The sequence below is a fragment of the Clostridium sp. MCC344 genome, assembly GCF_018785365.1.
Taxonomy (GTDB): Bacteria; Bacillota; Clostridia; order Lachnospirales; family Lachnospiraceae; genus Pilosibacter.
Genome location: NZ_WQPQ01000078.1, coordinates 39,057 through 53,902 on the forward strand (window position 1 = coordinate 39,057; position 14,846 = coordinate 53,902).

12 protein-coding genes and 1 pseudogene are annotated in these 14,846 nt (G+C 48.6%); 9 read left to right on the top strand and 4 right to left on the bottom strand.

Going from position 1 to position 14,846, the window contains the following annotated elements; genetic code table 11:
- The first annotated feature begins 9 nt into the window (after window positions 1-9).
- From GPK90_RS16180 to GPK90_RS16215, 8 genes and pseudogenes are all read left to right on the top strand, one after another.
- Window positions 10-2,388, top strand: coding sequence for an ABC transporter permease (locus GPK90_RS16180; RefSeq protein ID WP_215703449.1), 2,379 nt, complete (start codon window positions 10-12; stop codon window positions 2,386-2,388).
- Between the two features lie 186 nt (window positions 2,389-2,574).
- Window positions 2,575-3,346: pseudogene (locus tag GPK90_RS16185) on the top strand (response regulator).
- 514 nt (window positions 3,347-3,860) lie between these two features.
- Window positions 3,861-4,292 (top strand): sigma-70 family RNA polymerase sigma factor, encoded by a 432-nt coding sequence (locus GPK90_RS16190; protein ID WP_055201460.1) that lies wholly within the window; start codon window positions 3,861-3,863, stop codon window positions 4,290-4,292.
- Between the two features lie 6 nt (window positions 4,293-4,298).
- Window positions 4,299-4,541: a helix-turn-helix domain-containing protein gene (locus GPK90_RS16195; protein ID WP_004611627.1), complete on the top strand. Its 243-nt coding sequence runs from the start codon at window positions 4,299-4,301 to the stop codon at window positions 4,539-4,541.
- A 434-nt stretch (window positions 4,542-4,975) separates the two neighbouring features.
- Entirely contained in the window at window positions 4,976-5,179 is a 204-nt protein-coding gene (locus GPK90_RS16200; RefSeq protein WP_009296579.1) for an excisionase, read from the top strand.
- Between the two features lie 79 nt (window positions 5,180-5,258).
- On the top strand, window positions 5,259-6,536 hold the full coding sequence (locus GPK90_RS16205; RefSeq protein WP_215691662.1) for a tyrosine-type recombinase/integrase: 1,278 nt from the start codon (window positions 5,259-5,261) through the stop codon (window positions 6,534-6,536).
- A gap of 370 nt (window positions 6,537-6,906) precedes the next feature.
- Window positions 6,907-7,218, top strand: coding sequence for a hypothetical protein (locus tag GPK90_RS16210; protein WP_346011282.1), 312 nt, complete (start codon window positions 6,907-6,909; stop codon window positions 7,216-7,218).
- A gap of 330 nt (window positions 7,219-7,548) precedes the next feature.
- Entirely contained in the window at window positions 7,549-9,198 is a 1,650-nt protein-coding gene (locus GPK90_RS16215) for a glycosyl hydrolase family 18 protein (RefSeq protein ID WP_118533399.1), read from the top strand.
- A gap of 26 nt (window positions 9,199-9,224) precedes the next feature.
- Here GPK90_RS16215 and GPK90_RS16220 read toward each other — a convergent pair whose 3' ends face one another.
- From GPK90_RS16220 to GPK90_RS16235, 4 genes are all read right to left on the bottom strand, one after another.
- Window positions 9,225-10,085, bottom strand: a complete 861-nt coding sequence (locus GPK90_RS16220; protein WP_118533401.1) for a tyrosine-type recombinase/integrase — start codon at window positions 10,083-10,085, stop codon at window positions 9,225-9,227.
- Window positions 10,086-10,113: 28 nt separating this feature from the next.
- Window positions 10,114-10,968: a tyrosine-type recombinase/integrase gene (locus tag GPK90_RS16225; RefSeq protein ID WP_118533403.1), complete on the bottom strand. Its 855-nt coding sequence runs from the start codon at window positions 10,966-10,968 to the stop codon at window positions 10,114-10,116.
- Window positions 10,969-11,314: 346 nt separating this feature from the next.
- Entirely contained in the window at window positions 11,315-12,700 is a 1,386-nt protein-coding gene (locus GPK90_RS16230) for an amidohydrolase (RefSeq protein ID WP_215703450.1), read from the bottom strand.
- A gap of 149 nt (window positions 12,701-12,849) precedes the next feature.
- A complete protein-coding gene (locus GPK90_RS16235) occupies window positions 12,850-13,902 on the bottom strand; it encodes a threonine aldolase family protein (RefSeq protein ID WP_118533407.1) in 1,053 nt (350 codons plus the stop codon).
- 143 nt (window positions 13,903-14,045) lie between these two features.
- On the opposite strand from GPK90_RS16235, the gene GPK90_RS16240 reads away from it, so the two are divergent.
- The gene (locus tag GPK90_RS16240; protein ID WP_346011283.1) at window positions 14,046-14,774 is read left to right on the top strand and encodes an N-acetylmuramoyl-L-alanine amidase; all 729 of its coding nucleotides are present in this window, start codon (window positions 14,046-14,048) and stop codon (window positions 14,772-14,774) included.
- The last annotated feature ends 72 nt before the right edge of the window (window positions 14,775-14,846 follow it).

Here is a 14,846-nt window from a genome sequence, read left to right on the forward strand (position 1 = left end):
TGGCAGGCTATGACATGGCCTTTTGAGAATGATACCAGCGCCATTACAAAGAAGCTGGCAAAGAAAAGTTTGCAAAGCGAGAAGCGCCGGAATCTGATGGTGGTGATTGCCGTTGCACTGGCGGCGTTTCTGATCTGCTTTACGGGAATTGTGTCTACTTCCCTGACACAAATGCAACGCAATCAGGTTGTCGATACTTATGAGGCGGTCTGGCTGGGCGTGGAGGAAAACGACATTGAAACCCTGAAAGGACTGCCGGAGTTTGAGCGCGTAGGCGGCTACTATATGCTGGGTGAGGAACTTTCGGAACAGGGCTATCATGCGTCTTATGTGTATTGCGACGCGCAAATGATGGAGATTACCAAGGCGCAGATGGAGTTGTTAGAGGGGAGGGTTCCTGAAAAAGCAAATGAAGTTGTCGTAAGCGAATACTTTCTTTCCACCTATGGAAACAATGCCAAAATTGGGGACACTGTGACCTTAGATACAGAGAGTTTTCATGGTGATTATGTCGTTACCGGCATTATGGACAGCGTAAATGAAAAAGAAGCGAATACCTGCGCTATCATTCTTTCCAACGCTGCCCTGACAGAATGGAAAGGGTTTGACCCGACTGGCTATCGCGCCTATGTCCATTTCAAAAACAGCGACCAGTTGGGCGAAGAACTGATGACCTCTTATTGCAGGGAGATTGCGGAGGAATATCAGCTTCCTATGCCCAAAATGAACAGTAAGTATTTTGCCTATGCTTCTAAATCCTTTGATTTTGCACTGATGGCAGGTGTGATTGCCCTTGTTCTGATTGGCGGCTATATTGTGATCCAGAGTATCTTCCGTATCTCCATCAATGACAAAATCCAAAGCTACGGGCAGCTTCGGACGATTGGTGCGACACCAAAGCAAATCAAGCGGATTGTAAAGAACGAGGGACGCAAACTCGGCAGTATCGGGATTCTGATTGGCACAGTGCTGGGCGTATGCGGCGGTTTCCTCCTGTTTTCCAAGGGTTTTAACGCTGTTTCCTATGTGGCAACGGTTATTTTAACGCTTATAAGCAGTTGGATCATGGTATCTGTTTCCATCCGTAAGCCGGTGAAAATTGCGGCAGGGATTTCCCCCATTGAAGCCGTCCGTTTTACCCCGGCGCAAAAGGACATCCGCAGCCGGAAAAAGAATATCAAGCTCAATCCTGTTTCAATGGGAATTGCAAATTTTAGGCGTGACCGAAAAAAGACCGTTGCTATTGTAGCCTCATTGAGTTTGGGCGGAATTATCCTGCTTGTGGTATCCTCCATTGTTTTGCTGCGCTCACCAGAGGCGCTTGCAAGACAGTTTTTCCCAGACGGCGACTATAAAATTTATTTGGATTCTGAAATGACAGAAGAAAAGGTTATGGCAGCGGGAAATCCATTGAATGAGGAATTAAAGCAGGAAATCTTATCTATTGATGGCGTTACAGATATAATTCCAAGCAGGCAATCTCTCCATGCAACTTATAAAACAGAGATTCATCAAGCCGGTGGTATGTGCGATATGCTGACCGACCAGAATTATGCGGCAGTTGAAGCGGCTCTGACAGAGGGAACCATGCCAACAGATTCCCGTAGTATTGTAATTGACTATAATGTGCTAAAGCAGAATGAGGATATGGGTGTTGGTTCAACGGTTGAGATTTCTTTGGGAGAAGAACAGCCATCCGTTTCTGTTACCATATCGGGGTTATACGCTCCTGCAAAGGTATATTCAGGACATGGCAGGATGCACTTAGATGGGGCAACTCTTTTTGCACCAGAAGCGTTGTTCCACGAACTGCACCCGGAAATCACCTCTTTTGACTATTCATGGAGCATTGTAAATGACCCTAAAAAAACGGACTATGTGGGAGCTGAATTGAAAAATATTGTTGCCAGCCATAGTAATATTGCCTTAGATGAAATCAATACAGTGATTGAATATGAAGAAATGACAAATTCTTTTGCGTTTGGCAGTATGGAGATACTTTCATGGTTGGTATTTCTCTTTGGCGTTATCAACCTTATCAATACGACACTCTCTAACCAGATAGCCCGAAAGCAGGAAAACAGTATTCTGCGTTCTATCGGCCTAACACAAAAACAGCTATGTAAAATGAACATCTGTGAGGGGCTGTGCTATGCGCTCTTTGCAACATTGGCAACGCTGATCGTTGGGCTTCCGGCTTCCATCTTTGCTTGCAGAAAAATGAGTGTAGGTGCTTTTGCCGGAAATGTAGTGCCTTATCAATTCCCGGTTTTGGAAATGGGGCTGTTCATTCTGGTATTGTTCGGAATGGAGCTGATCTTGTCTGTATGGACAATCCGCAGACAGAAAAAACAATCTCTGATTGAACAAATGCGGGCAATGGAATAACCGTATGGGATCGGCGGGGCGGCGTGTGCTGCCCCGCTTTTTTCGCCATTTCTCAAAAAATTTTTGAAATGTCCGAGCTTTGTAACAATTCAGCCTGTTTTTTTGTCGAAATCAAAGGCACCTCGGACATTTGTGTAACATTTGTAGTTTATGCTTGTGGTAAATCAATATTGGGGGTGAGGACACATGAAAAAGATACTGCTGATTGACGACAGCGACACTATACATGGTGTCTGCAAAAATACTTACAGCACCGGGGCTACCCGGTAAAAACGGCTTCCACTCTGAAAGAAGCGCGGGCCGCCATCCAAGAGGAAATGCCGCTGGTGGTCTGCTGTGATCTCGACCTGCCGGACGGTTCCGGCATGGACTTTCTGGACGAGGTGCGGGCCGCAGACAAGGAGCTGCCTTTTATTCTGGCGTCCTGCCATGACAGGGACGACTACGAACAAGAGGCTATACGCCGGGGCGCGACGCTGTGCATGGACAAAATGAAAGGGCTATTGCTGCAAGATAAGCTGGTGGAATACGCTTACCGGCAGTTATCCGACGAAAAGGCCCCGACTTTTCACAAGTTGCTCTTTGTCCATGCGGAAGATACCAGCGCCGAAGTGCTGCGGGCGGCTATGCTGCAAAAGGGCTTTGACCTGATTCTGGATTCCTCGATTGGGGAGGCCAAGCGCCGGATTTTTGAGGATAAGGAAATAGACCTGATCTTGTGTGATCTGGAACTGCCGGACGGCACAGCAATGGAGCTGTTTCATACGCCGCGGCGGGTGGCGGGGATGTTCCAAATGAAGAATCCCCCTGTCCGGCTTCTGCCGTTCTTTATCCTCACCGAGAACAACGACCTTGCTACGGAATATGAATACCGGCATGAGGGCGTGAATGACTATATCACCGCCCCCCAGGCAATATCCCGGAGCTGATCCGGCGGGTTCTGTTCTTTGTGGAATGAAACGAGCTTACATATTAAAACATCTGCCTCCACAGCGGGGAAAAGAAAAAAAACCGCTGACGGGCAGAGGATTTCGTGCGCTTTCCTGTATCACTGACGATACGGCGGTTTTGAGTAGATCAAGGCCGCCGTTTCTGTTTGCTTCGACGACCCCTGCACCGTGTTCTGGCATGGCGGCTTTAGGAGGGAGCCGCTATGCAACGAAAACTACTTCGACAAAATCCGACAGGGGTTAGCCTGTCAAAAAAAGCCGTCCCCCGGCAGCGGGGACAAGCGGCTATGAGTATGTACTATACCATGTAGGAAAAGAACATATTGCTTTTTGTTTCGCCCTGTGGGTCTTTGACCTGCCGGGCGAATTTTGTTATTTCCTGCGGCCTGCTATCCGGCGCAAAAAGAAATTTCAAAAAAATGAAAAAAGGAGGCGTTTAGCGGGCAGCCAGAGAGATTCCATTCGCTCTATTGGCGGAAAGGGAGAGAACCACCACATCCCCCATAGAAAGGGGGTGAGAAGATGGAAGCGATCCCCCGCAAATACGGTGAATGGAGCCAGTTTGACCGCTATTGCAAGCTGGTTCTGTACCATGAGGCGATAGATTATCTGCGGGAAATGAAGTGCCGCCGCGACCGTGAAGTGTCGCTGGACGCTGTTTCCCCGGCTGATTGGGACAAGCTCTCGACCGTAGATCGGTATTCCTGCGACAGCTTTACATTCAGTTCGCATGGCTATGACCTACATATCGACAACGAGCTTGTGGCCGAAGCGTTTGCCAGCCTGCCAAAAGACGAGCAGAGTATTTTGATTCTCCGCTTTGTTCTGGATTTGACTGACGAAGAAATCGGCCGCCTGATGGGAATGTCCCGCAGCGCAGTACAGCGCCACAGGACAAGCACCCTGAAAGACTTGCGTATAAAATTGATGGCGTTCATGCCGGAGGGAGGTTAAACGCGGATGAAGCAATCCAGTTACAAGGGCAAAAGTCCTCTGCCTGATTTTGTGATCGACGCGGCCTGCGCCGGTAACGCCGAAGCCGTGGAGCGTGTCTTGCAGCATTACGACGGCTATATCAATAAGCTGTGTACCCGGACGCTCTATGACGGCAGCGGCCAGCCTCATATCTGCATTGACGAGTATATGAAGCGCCGATTGCAAATCAAGCTGATCCATTCCATCGTTAGTCCCATTGGCGACTGACGGTTAAGGCCCCGGCCATAGACAGGCGGCTTTCCCTTTCCCCGCCTGCCTGTTTTCCCGGCGGCCCCTTTGCTCCTTGACAAATACGCCCGCAGGACAATGGCGGCGCGTCATAGGGCAGACGGATACATTCTGTCTGTGCCGAGCCGGGCGGCAGGTGCGCCAAGAGGCTTTCCCTCATTGGGGTAAGCGGAGCGATTTTACCGTGCCGTAAAGCAGGTGTGGCAGCCTGCGGGCGACGACGCGCAGATAGGACAATGATACTCCCTTGCCGTCGTAGTCCGAGCGTTTGAAGCGTCGCAGGCAACGAGCAGGGCCGCGTGAGAACCACGCGGGGGTGAGATTCCCGTGGAGCTGTGCCAGCAGCCGTCCGTTCTTTTCTGCTCACTTTCGCAAAAAACAACCTTTGTTTTGAAAAGAAAGGGGGCCATGTTATGAGTAATAACGATGTGCCTATTTGGGAAAAATACACGCTTACCATTGAGGAAGCGTCCAAATATTTTCGGATCGGGGAAAACAAACTGCGTCGGCTTGCCGAGGAAAACCCCACCGCTGGCTGGGTGATCCTGAACGGCAACCGCATCCAGATTAAACGGAAGCAGTTTGAAAAAATCATTGATTCCCTTGACACAATATAGTGAAAAAGGGCCTTGCGCGTGTTATAATAGGTTATAAGCGTGTCAAGGCTCTTTCCGTCATGGAAAGGAGCATGACGAAATGCCAAGAAAAGAACGAGATGAAAAAAGACGGGACAACAAAGGCCGCCTTTTGAAGTCTGGAGAGAGCCAGCGATCAGATGGAAGATACGCTTACAAATACATTGACACCTTTGGAGAAACCCAGTTTGTTTACTCATGGAAGTTAGTACCTACCGACAAAGTACCTGCCGGGAAACGGCCCTGTCTTTCCCTGCGCGAGAAGATCAAGCAGATACAGAAAGACCTTGACGACGGGATAGACACCATCGGCAAGAAAATGACCGTGTGCCAGCTTTATGAAAAGTACACCCGGCAGCACGGGAATGTGCGGAAAGGAACCCAAAAGAGCCGCCAGCAGTTGATGAAACTTCTGTCCGAAGATAAGCTGGGCGCGGCCAGCATTGACAGCGTGAAGCTGTCTGACGCGAAAGAATGGGCCTTGCGTATGCAGGAAAAGGGCGTTGCCTACAACACCATCTGCAACAGCAAGCGTTCCTTAAAAGCCATCTTTTATATGGCCGTACAGGACGATTGCCTCCGCAAGAATCCCTTTGACTTCCAGATCAATGAGGTTATCAACGACGATACCGTACCAAAGGTGCCGCTTACCCCTACACAGGAAAACGAGCTTTTGGACTTCATGCAGAACGATCCCGTCTATGCCAAGTATTATGACGAGGTGGTGATCCTGCTGGAAACCGGGCTTCGTATTTCCGAACTCTGCGGCCTGACGCCAGCCGACCTGAATTTTGAGAAGCGCTTTGTGAATGTAGACCACCAGCTTTTGAGAAGCACCGAGGACGGTTACTATACCGAAGCGCCAAAAACAGAAAGCGGATTCCGTCAAGTGCCTATGAGCGCAGCCGCCTATGAAGCGTTTGAGCGCGTGTTGAAGAAGCGCAGGGACGGCAGGTGCATTGAGGTTGACGGTTATAAGGACTTCCTGTTCCTGAACCGGGACGGCCTGCCCAAAACCGCCGTCAACTATGACGCCATGTTCAAGTGCCTTGCCAAGAAGTACAACAAGTGCCACAAGGAGCCGCTGCCCGATGTGATGACGCCGCACACCATGCGGCATACATTCTGTACCAGAATGGCAAACGCGGGCATGAACCCCAAGGCATTGCAGTACATCATGGGACACGCCAACATTGTAATGACGCTGAACTATTACGCCCACGCTACTTTCCATTCCGCACAGGAGGAAATGGAACGGCTGCAAGCCAAGGCAAAATCCACCGCAGAGGCCAAGCCGGAGCCTGCGGCGGAAAGCGCCGAGGAAACCAAGGCGGCATAAGTAGTACGCAGAATTTACTACTGCTTTTACTACTTTTGAGAGCGACAACATAAGGGGTAATAAAAAGATTTGTGAGGTTCTTCCGATATGAAAAGTGCCGGAAAAGCCCGGAATAACGGGCTATACCGGCATATAAGAACATCTAAAGAGATAATTAGAAATCTATTAAATGATTAACGTAATTATTTAGTAGGTCTGCGCATCTACTGCGCTGACCGTAAGAAAACATTGGCTTGAAAGCAAAAATGGCAGAAATTTACTGACAGTGGATTGAACAGACGAAGAGCGACAACAGGGGGAAGATCGATGCGGGATGACGGAAAGACCATGCGCAGGATCAATGCGCGATATGAAAAAGGGAAAGGTATATATGAGTATGGAAACAGTAAATGGAACGTATGGATCAGAAGAGCAGAAGACCGAGGAGATGACTCGCTACCTGAACGGACTTAAGAGGTACACGGAAAAAGGGATCCCGATCTACATGGATGGAAAGCTTTCCGGTCAGAGAGAGTGGGAAAAGCTGTTTGAAGTGCGTGAGGACGGAATGTTCTACATGGGGGATTATGTGCAGGCAGAAGGAGGTGGATTAAAGGAGATCCGGTTTGATAAAGTATATCTGAGCGAAGCAGATATTTCAGAGACGAGAAATTCCGGACGGAGAAGAAGAACGAGAAGATAGAAAAAGTGTTGCCGCTCGCAGATGGAAAAACTGCCGGTTCCGGGTGAGGATCCTGGACAGACGCGAATAACGGAATACAGATTCAAAAAACAGGGGATCGTTCTGCCGGATGGTCCGTAAGATTGCTGACGGTAATTCGTTACAAAAAGTTAACAGACAGACATTTCGCGTTGTGGTATACTAAAACTATCCTTAAGATCCGGCAAAGTATACGTCCGTGTGTATTTTGCCGGATCATCCGTAATAAAATAACGATTCAGCATGTATACGTAGAGAGGCAGAAACAGATGCGGATCTTTGAAGAATAGCATGCGGAAAGAGTGATGACAAATGAAAAAAATAGTTCCTGTATTGACCGCTGTCAGTCTGATCATCCTGATCGCAGCCGGCTTTGTCGGATTCCGGGTACTGGAGCGGTATATGCCGACGAAAGAGCGGGCAGATCTTGCGGAAGTTTATCATGTATCCGGGGATGAGACGGCGATCATTTATAATTATGAACAGCAGGAGCAGACAGGAATCTATGAAAACGGTCAGACTTACCTGCCTATCTCGTGGGTAAATGACCATATCAATGAGCGTTTTTACTGGGACAGTATAGAAGATCTTCTTGTATATGCATTGCCGGATCAGATTGTCTATGCCGATGCGGAGACAAAGGGCTCCAATGGTGCGCCGCTGCTTCTTGTGAAGGATGAAGAAGTCTACCTGACTCTCGGTCTGATCGCGAACTACACGGATGTGCAGATCCAGGCCTTTGATTCCGGTGATGGAAAACGAGTCCTGATCAATGACTGGGGGGCGAGAAACGTAGCCCGCGTGAAGAAAAATACCAGTCTGAGGATAAAAGGCGGGGTCAAGAGCAAGATCGTAACGGATCTTGGCAGGGATGATACAGTGACGGTCATCGATACGATGGAAAAATGGTCGCGGGTCGCATCCACGGACGGAAATGTCGGGTATGTAGAGAATAAGAGACTGTCTGATGTGGAAAGTCAGAAATTTTCCGGGAATTTTGAAGCACCTGTATACAAGAGTACCAGTATGAGTGGGAAGATCGTTCTCGGATGGCATCAGGTGACGACCCAGGATGGAAATAATAGCTTTGACAGCGTTGTGACAAAGACAAAAGGAATGAACGTGATCTCCCCGACATGGTTTTCCCTGACGGATAATAATGGAAATTACAAGTCGCTTGCGAGCAAAGATTATGTGGCGAAAGCCCATGCAAAAGGACTTCAGGTGTGGGCACTGATTGATAATTTCAGCGCAGATGTTCAGACAGAGACGCTGCTGGCGTCGACTTCCACACGGCGAAAACTGATCGACAGCCTGATCGCGGATGTAGAAAAATATGATCTGGACGGTCTGAATCTTGACTTCGAAAGCCTGAAAAAAGAAGCAGGTGTCCATTATATTGAATTTATCCGTGAATTGTCGATCCCGTGCAGACAGAAAGGGATCATCCTGTCGGTGGATAACTATGTTCCGGCCGGATATAACAGTTTTTATGATCTGAAAGAACAGGGGATCGTGGCAGATTATGTGATCATGATGGGATATGATGAGCACTTTGCAGGAGGTGAGGCAGGTTCTGTATCTTCTATCAATTATGTGAAGAACGGGATTGCCGGAATGCTGGAGAATGTTCCGAGAGAAAAACTGATAGGCGGAGTTCCGTTTTATACGAGACTTTGGACGGAAGCCGGAGATGGAACGATCACGTCCAAAGCGATGGGGATCGCAGAGGAAAAAAGATGGGTGGATAATAATCAGGTGGAGCTCACCTGGCAGGCAGATACTGCCCAGTATTATGGCGAGGTGCAGACAAGTGATGGAGCTCAGTTCCTCTGGATGGAAGAGGAGCGGTCTCTGAAAGAGAAGATGAACGTGATCCGACAGAATGATCTGGCAGGAGTCGCATGCTGGAAACTTGGCTTTGAAGATTCCGCTGCATGGGATTCAATCCAGTGGAACTGAGAAACTTTCGGAGGATCACACGGATCCTACCAGGTTACCATCTCATCCAGTAGAAGTTTTTGTTCTTTACTGGAACGTGTGAGGTAGATACGGGTGGTCTCAATGCTTTCATGTCCGAGAAGATCTGCCAACAGAGAAATATCGCCGCTTCTGGATAAAAAGTTTTTCGCGAAGCGATGGCGGAAAGAATGTGGGTACATGGTAGTGGGATCGATCCCGTACCGGATTGCATAATGTTTTAACTGGGAATGGATGCCTCTGGTCGTCACGGGGCGTCCATTTTTTCCAACAAAAAGAAAGCCGGAGGCAATGCCGCGGCGTTCGCACCATGTTTTTGCTTCCTGGCAGAGCAAATCTGGAATGTAGATGCGGCGGATTTTTCCGCCCTTGGAATAAAGATCAAGATACCCGCAGGCCAGATGCTCCACTTTGATCTGTACCAGTTCACTGACTCGGGCGCCGGTGGTTACCAGAAAACGGACAACAAAGTACCAGAAGTCATGATGCTCTGCCTTCAGCTTCGTCTGGAGAGCTTCACAGTCCTCGTTTGTGATGATAGAGTCCTGAAAGGTATCTCTGGGGGCTTTCACTGAATGAAGACGAAATCCGGCAAGTGCCGGATCAAGTGCAGGACACTCCTTTTCCAGAAACAGAAGAAACTGATTGATGGCAAAGATCCTTTGATTGATCGTGGCGGGACTATAATTGGAAATTAAAAAACTCCGGTATTTCCGGAGCTGGTCTTCGGATATGTACGATTCGATAGAGAAAAACTGACGGATCGCCCGCCCATACGCATTTTCGGTATTTTCCGACATGTTCTTTTTTCTTAAATATGATCTGAACGATTCTGCCAGGGTTTCCTGGTCTTTAGAAAGTTTTTTCATGCTTTTATCCTTTGAATTTGATGGTGGATTACCAGGTTACGATCTGATTGAAGAGATTTTGCTGTTCAATGCTGCTTTTGTGAAGATAGATGCGGGTGGTCTCGATACTTTCATGACCCAGAATATCGGAGAGAAGTGCAATATCATTGCATCGTTCCACAAAATTTTTTGCGAACAGATGGCGGAAGGAATGCGGGTGAACAACGGATGGATCAAGATGATAGCGCAGAGCGAAAACTTTCAGCTGATCACGGATCCCGTTAGTACTGATAGGACGGCCAAAGCGGTTCAGGAACAGACTGCCTTTGGACCTGTTTTCGTTTTGCAGCCACATCAGACAGGTCTCCCGTACACTGTGGGGGAAATAAATACGTCGGATCTTGTTGCCTTTTGAATAAAGGTCGAGCTGACCACGCCGGATATCCTCTATCTGGATCTGAACAAGTTCACTGATCCGGACCCCGGTGGCAGCCATGATCCGCACTGCAAGGTAATAATTGGTCTTTCCGTCGCGGATCAGGCATTTTTTCAGATATTCATAATCAGCCTGACTGATCACATTCTCGAGAAATGGTCGCTGTTGGAGCCGTACCATGAGGAGTTTTGAAGCGGGGATCCCGAGAAATTCCATAAAACAGTTGATCGCCCGGATCCTCAGATTTACGGTGCGCGGTTTGTAACGCTCGATCAGATAACACTTATAGAGAAGCAGATTATCGTGGGTAACATCAGGATACAAAGAGAGAAACTGGCGAGCAGCATAGAGATAGGATCGGATCGTCTGATAAGCTTTTCCGCTTCGAAGAAGCCAGGGCTCAAAATCGGAGATTTTCTGACGGGATCCTTCTGAAAGAAGATTTACGGGAAGTGCGATCGTTCTCATAATATTACCATGCCTTTCTGTGAAAAATGATTTAGTTGTTATATAGTGTGCTGGCGGGAAAAGTTGTGTATTGCAGAGAAAAAAAGGATAAGAGAGAAAATGAGCAGGGAGTGGAAAGTGTTAATGAAAAAATCCGCCGGAGTCATCGAAAAATGCCTCCGACGGATTTTTATTTACGCGAACAACGAACCAAAGTCTGCGCTTGTGCGAGACCCTGGCGACTGCCGCGATAACAAGGGAAAACCCGCGAAGTGTGTTTTCTCTTGTTTCATTTGCGGAAAGAAGATTATCGCAAGTGATCGTACACGGTGCAGGAATGTGCACTGGCACTGAGGTCAGGAATGATCTAATTCTGGAAATCTATGGTCACGTTCCCTTTTTCATCATATTTGACTGCGTCCTTATCAAGAGTCAGTGCGTCGATCGCATCGAGGTATGCCTTGATGGATGGATACTGCGGTTTATAGTTTGCGATGATTTCCTTTGCTGCCTTTGCGTCATCGGAGAGCAGGGCATCTGCGAGGAAGAGTTCAACTTTTGCGGCATTCACGCACATCCGGTTCGGATCTGCGATCTGGAAATCGATGCCGTGAAGAGTACCGGTTCCTCCGCCTGCGGAAATCTGAACACCCGGCATTACACATGTGATATCGCCGAAATCGGAGGAGCCTGTGCTCCAGCCGTCATAGTCGAAGACAACCTTCTTTCTTCCGCAGAGTGCCACGCAGCAGTCTTCAGCCAGTTTCATAAATGCCGGATCATGATACTCCGGTGCATATCCCGGGCGGTCACTCAGCTCGACGCCTGCGCCCATAGCTAATGCGGCACCTGTCAGTGCACGGTTCATCTTGATATTTTCACGTTTGATCGCTTCCAGGGATTTTCCGCGAACATAGCTTTCGATCTTCATCTCATCCGGGATGATGTTTACAGCACAGTTTGCACCCATTAAGATCGGATGAAAACGGATGGTATCTTTTTCCTGGAAGGTTTCGCGCAGGTCATTGCAGGCCTGCAGACCGAGCATAGCGGCATATTCTGCATTGACTCCCATATGAGGAGCTCCGCCGGCATGAGCGGATTTTCCCTTGTAACGGATATTTTTCGCCATGCAGCCGTTCATTCCGAGCTGTGCGTGGAAGTCGAGATCCGTGTCTCCGTCCTCATTGACACCGGTTCCCTTTGTCATTCCGTGGACCATCATTGCCATATCGACACCGTCCAGGAGACCGCGGTACATGAACTCGGTCTTGCCGCCGTTGTATTTTATGATCCCTTTCTGGCGGAGCTCCTCGCGGAAGGCCAGCTGGATCATTTCCTCGGCCGGTACAGCGACGAGACGGATCGATCCGCATAAACCGTCCAGCGCGTGCGGCTGCCTTAATGCGGCAGCGATACCTAAAAGGGCAGCAGACTGTGCATTGTGTCCGCAGCAGTGTGTCATGCCGTTTACGGACTCCGGATGATTGGCGATGTCGAGTGCATCAAGTTCGCCAAAGATCGCAACCTTCGGACCAGGTTTCCCGGTCTCCACATCGGTGTAGAATCCCGGAATATTCCCGGCTTTTACAAGTGTGTATCCAAGTGCCTCATATTTTTCTACAAGATAGTCATGGGCCTGCCATTCGGTGTAACCGGTCTGCGGATGTGCCCAGATCCAGCGCTCTGCGTCGAGAATGAGCTGTCTTACAGTGTCTACGTTGTTTACGATCAGTTGTTGTCTGTCTGTCATGGGAAATACCTCCTGAGTATGTAATATTGAAGGAAAACGGTCACAGATCGGGATGCGAAACCGTTCCTGAATGTAAAATATCGGAAAAACCCGGTCATAGTGCGCGGTGGGAAATATCCGGGTATTGGAACGCCGGAAGATGCCTCCTGCTAAGCACGTGTCTGTTTTAAAAGTGTGATCAGTGCATCGGTGTGTTCCTTTGTGGTTGCCCAGCTTGTGGCGATCCGGATCACTGTGTGCGTATCATCGTATTTTTCCCAGAAACTGAATTCTGCGGATCCTTCAAGGTCGTGGAGGATTTCGTCCTCCAGAATGATAAAGATCTGGTTTGTCGGAGTCTCAAGGAAAAACTGATAACCATTTTCTTTTAATACGTTTTTGATCGAGTCTGCATAGTTGAGAGCAGATTCACCGATATGAAGATAGAGATCATCGGTAAACAGGACATCAAACTGGATCCCCAGGATACGGCCTTTTGCGAACAGGGCACCGTGCTGTTTAACGATCGTAAAAAAATGCGGGATCAGTGCCGGATCGGGGATCACGACAGCTTCGCCAAAGAGAGCACCGCATTTTGTCCCACCGATGTAGAAGACATCGCAGAGTCTTGCGAGATCTTTTAATGAAACGGTATTTTCCGGAGCAGCCAGTGCATATGCCAGTCTTGCACCGTCCACATAAAGCGGAAGATGGTATCTGCGGCAGGCCTCGCTGAGAGCAGTCAGTTCTTCCAGGGAATACAGCGTCCCGTATTCAGTCGGCTGTGAGATATAGACCATGCCGGGCATGACCATGTGCTCATGGTTTTCATCGGATAAGAAGGTATCCATATAAGAGGAGATCTGTGTGGCTGAGATCTTTCCGTATGTATGGGGCAGCGGGAGAACCTTATGTCCGCCAAACTCGATAGCGCCGGCCTCATGGACCGCAATATGTCCGGTCTCCGCGCAGAGGACTCCCTGATAGGAACGTAGAAGTGCATCGATTACCGTGGCATTTGTCTGGGTACCGCCGACGAGAAAGTAGACACCTGCATCCGGCGCATCGCAGGCTTTGCGGATCTTATCTCTCGCGGAGGCGGAAAACTCATCGAGACCGTATCCGGAGGTCTGCATCATATTTGTGGAGAGAAGTGCATCCATGATCAAAGGATGAGCCCCCTCCATGTAGTCACAGGTAAATTTCAGTTTTTCATTTGCCATGTCATAAACCTGACCTTTCGTGTTGTCTGACTCTATTATACAGATGACATATTGATGTGTCAATGCAGGAAAGTAAGGGAAAGAATCTGAAAACAGGGACCTCTGGATCACACATAATTCGATGAGGGAGAAAATAGAGTGTTATGAAAAACAAAACTTTGGGAGAACAGTGCATGAAGCGGAATCTGATAGAGCCGGTTCTTGGTTTCTGCCTGCTTGGAATAGTGATCCTGGCAGTAAAATATGGGAGCATTCATGTGACAGGGAGCACCGATGCCTACATAAAAGAGATGCCGGTGGTAGTGATCGATGCCGGACATGGAGGAACAGATCCAGGGAAAGTCGGTGTTGACGGAAGCCTGGAGAAGGACATCAACCTGGCTGTTGCAAAACGGTTAAAAACATATTTAGAGCAGGATGATATCAGGGTTATCATGACAAGGGAAACGGATACAGGACTTTATTCAGATACGGATAGCCGGAAAAAAATGGCAGATATGAAAAAAAGGTGCGAGATCATTGAAGAGAGCGGCGCGGATCTTGTGGTCAGCATCCATCAGAACAGTTATCATGAAGAATCCGTGTCCGGCGGCCAGGTATTTTATTACCGGGATTCAGCAAAAGGCAAAGCGCTGGCGGAAATCCTGCAGAAAAGGTTCAGCTATGTCCTTGGAGAACAGAACCGGAGACTTCCGAAGGCAAATGGCAATTATTATCTTCTTCTGCATGTGAAATGTCCGATCGTGATCGTGGAGTGCGGGTTTCTGAGCAACCGAAAGGAAGCAGGACTTTTGAACAGCGGGGAATATCAGGATAAGCTGGCATATACGATCCATATGGGAGTGGCGGAGTATCTGAATGGCAGAAAATGATCATGGGAAACTGCACAAATAGTGAAATACTGATCAGGACGAAAATATGAAAAGGAACATTTCCGGCGTGCC

Excerpts from the sequence above, each read along its gene's own strand:
- GPK90_RS16180 (WP_215703449.1), top strand. The coding sequence starts at position 10 with ATGACATGGCCTTTTGAGAATGATACCAGCGCCATTACAAAGAAGCTG.
- GPK90_RS16190 (WP_055201460.1), top strand. The coding sequence starts at position 3,861 with ATGGAAGCGATCCCCCGCAAATACGGTGAATGGAGCCAGTTTGACCGC.
- GPK90_RS16195 (WP_004611627.1), top strand. The coding sequence starts at position 4,299 with ATGAAGCAATCCAGTTACAAGGGCAAAAGTCCTCTGCCTGATTTTGTG.
- GPK90_RS16200 (WP_009296579.1), top strand. The coding sequence starts at position 4,976 with ATGAGTAATAACGATGTGCCTATTTGGGAAAAATACACGCTTACCATT.
- GPK90_RS16205 (WP_215691662.1), top strand. The coding sequence starts at position 5,259 with ATGCCAAGAAAAGAACGAGATGAAAAAAGACGGGACAACAAAGGCCGC.
- GPK90_RS16210 (WP_346011282.1), top strand. The coding sequence starts at position 6,907 with ATGAGTATGGAAACAGTAAATGGAACGTATGGATCAGAAGAGCAGAAG.
- GPK90_RS16215 (WP_118533399.1), top strand. The coding sequence starts at position 7,549 with ATGAAAAAAATAGTTCCTGTATTGACCGCTGTCAGTCTGATCATCCTG.
- GPK90_RS16220 (WP_118533401.1), bottom strand. The coding sequence starts at position 10,085 with ATGAAAAAACTTTCTAAAGACCAGGAAACCCTGGCAGAATCGTTCAGA.
- GPK90_RS16225 (WP_118533403.1), bottom strand. The coding sequence starts at position 10,968 with ATGAGAACGATCGCACTTCCCGTAAATCTTCTTTCAGAAGGATCCCGT.
- GPK90_RS16230 (WP_215703450.1), bottom strand. The coding sequence starts at position 12,700 with ATGACAGACAGACAACAACTGATCGTAAACAACGTAGACACTGTAAGA.
- GPK90_RS16235 (WP_118533407.1), bottom strand. The coding sequence starts at position 13,902 with ATGGCAAATGAAAAACTGAAATTTACCTGTGACTACATGGAGGGGGCT.
- GPK90_RS16240 (WP_346011283.1), top strand. The coding sequence starts at position 14,046 with ATGAAAAACAAAACTTTGGGAGAACAGTGCATGAAGCGGAATCTGATA.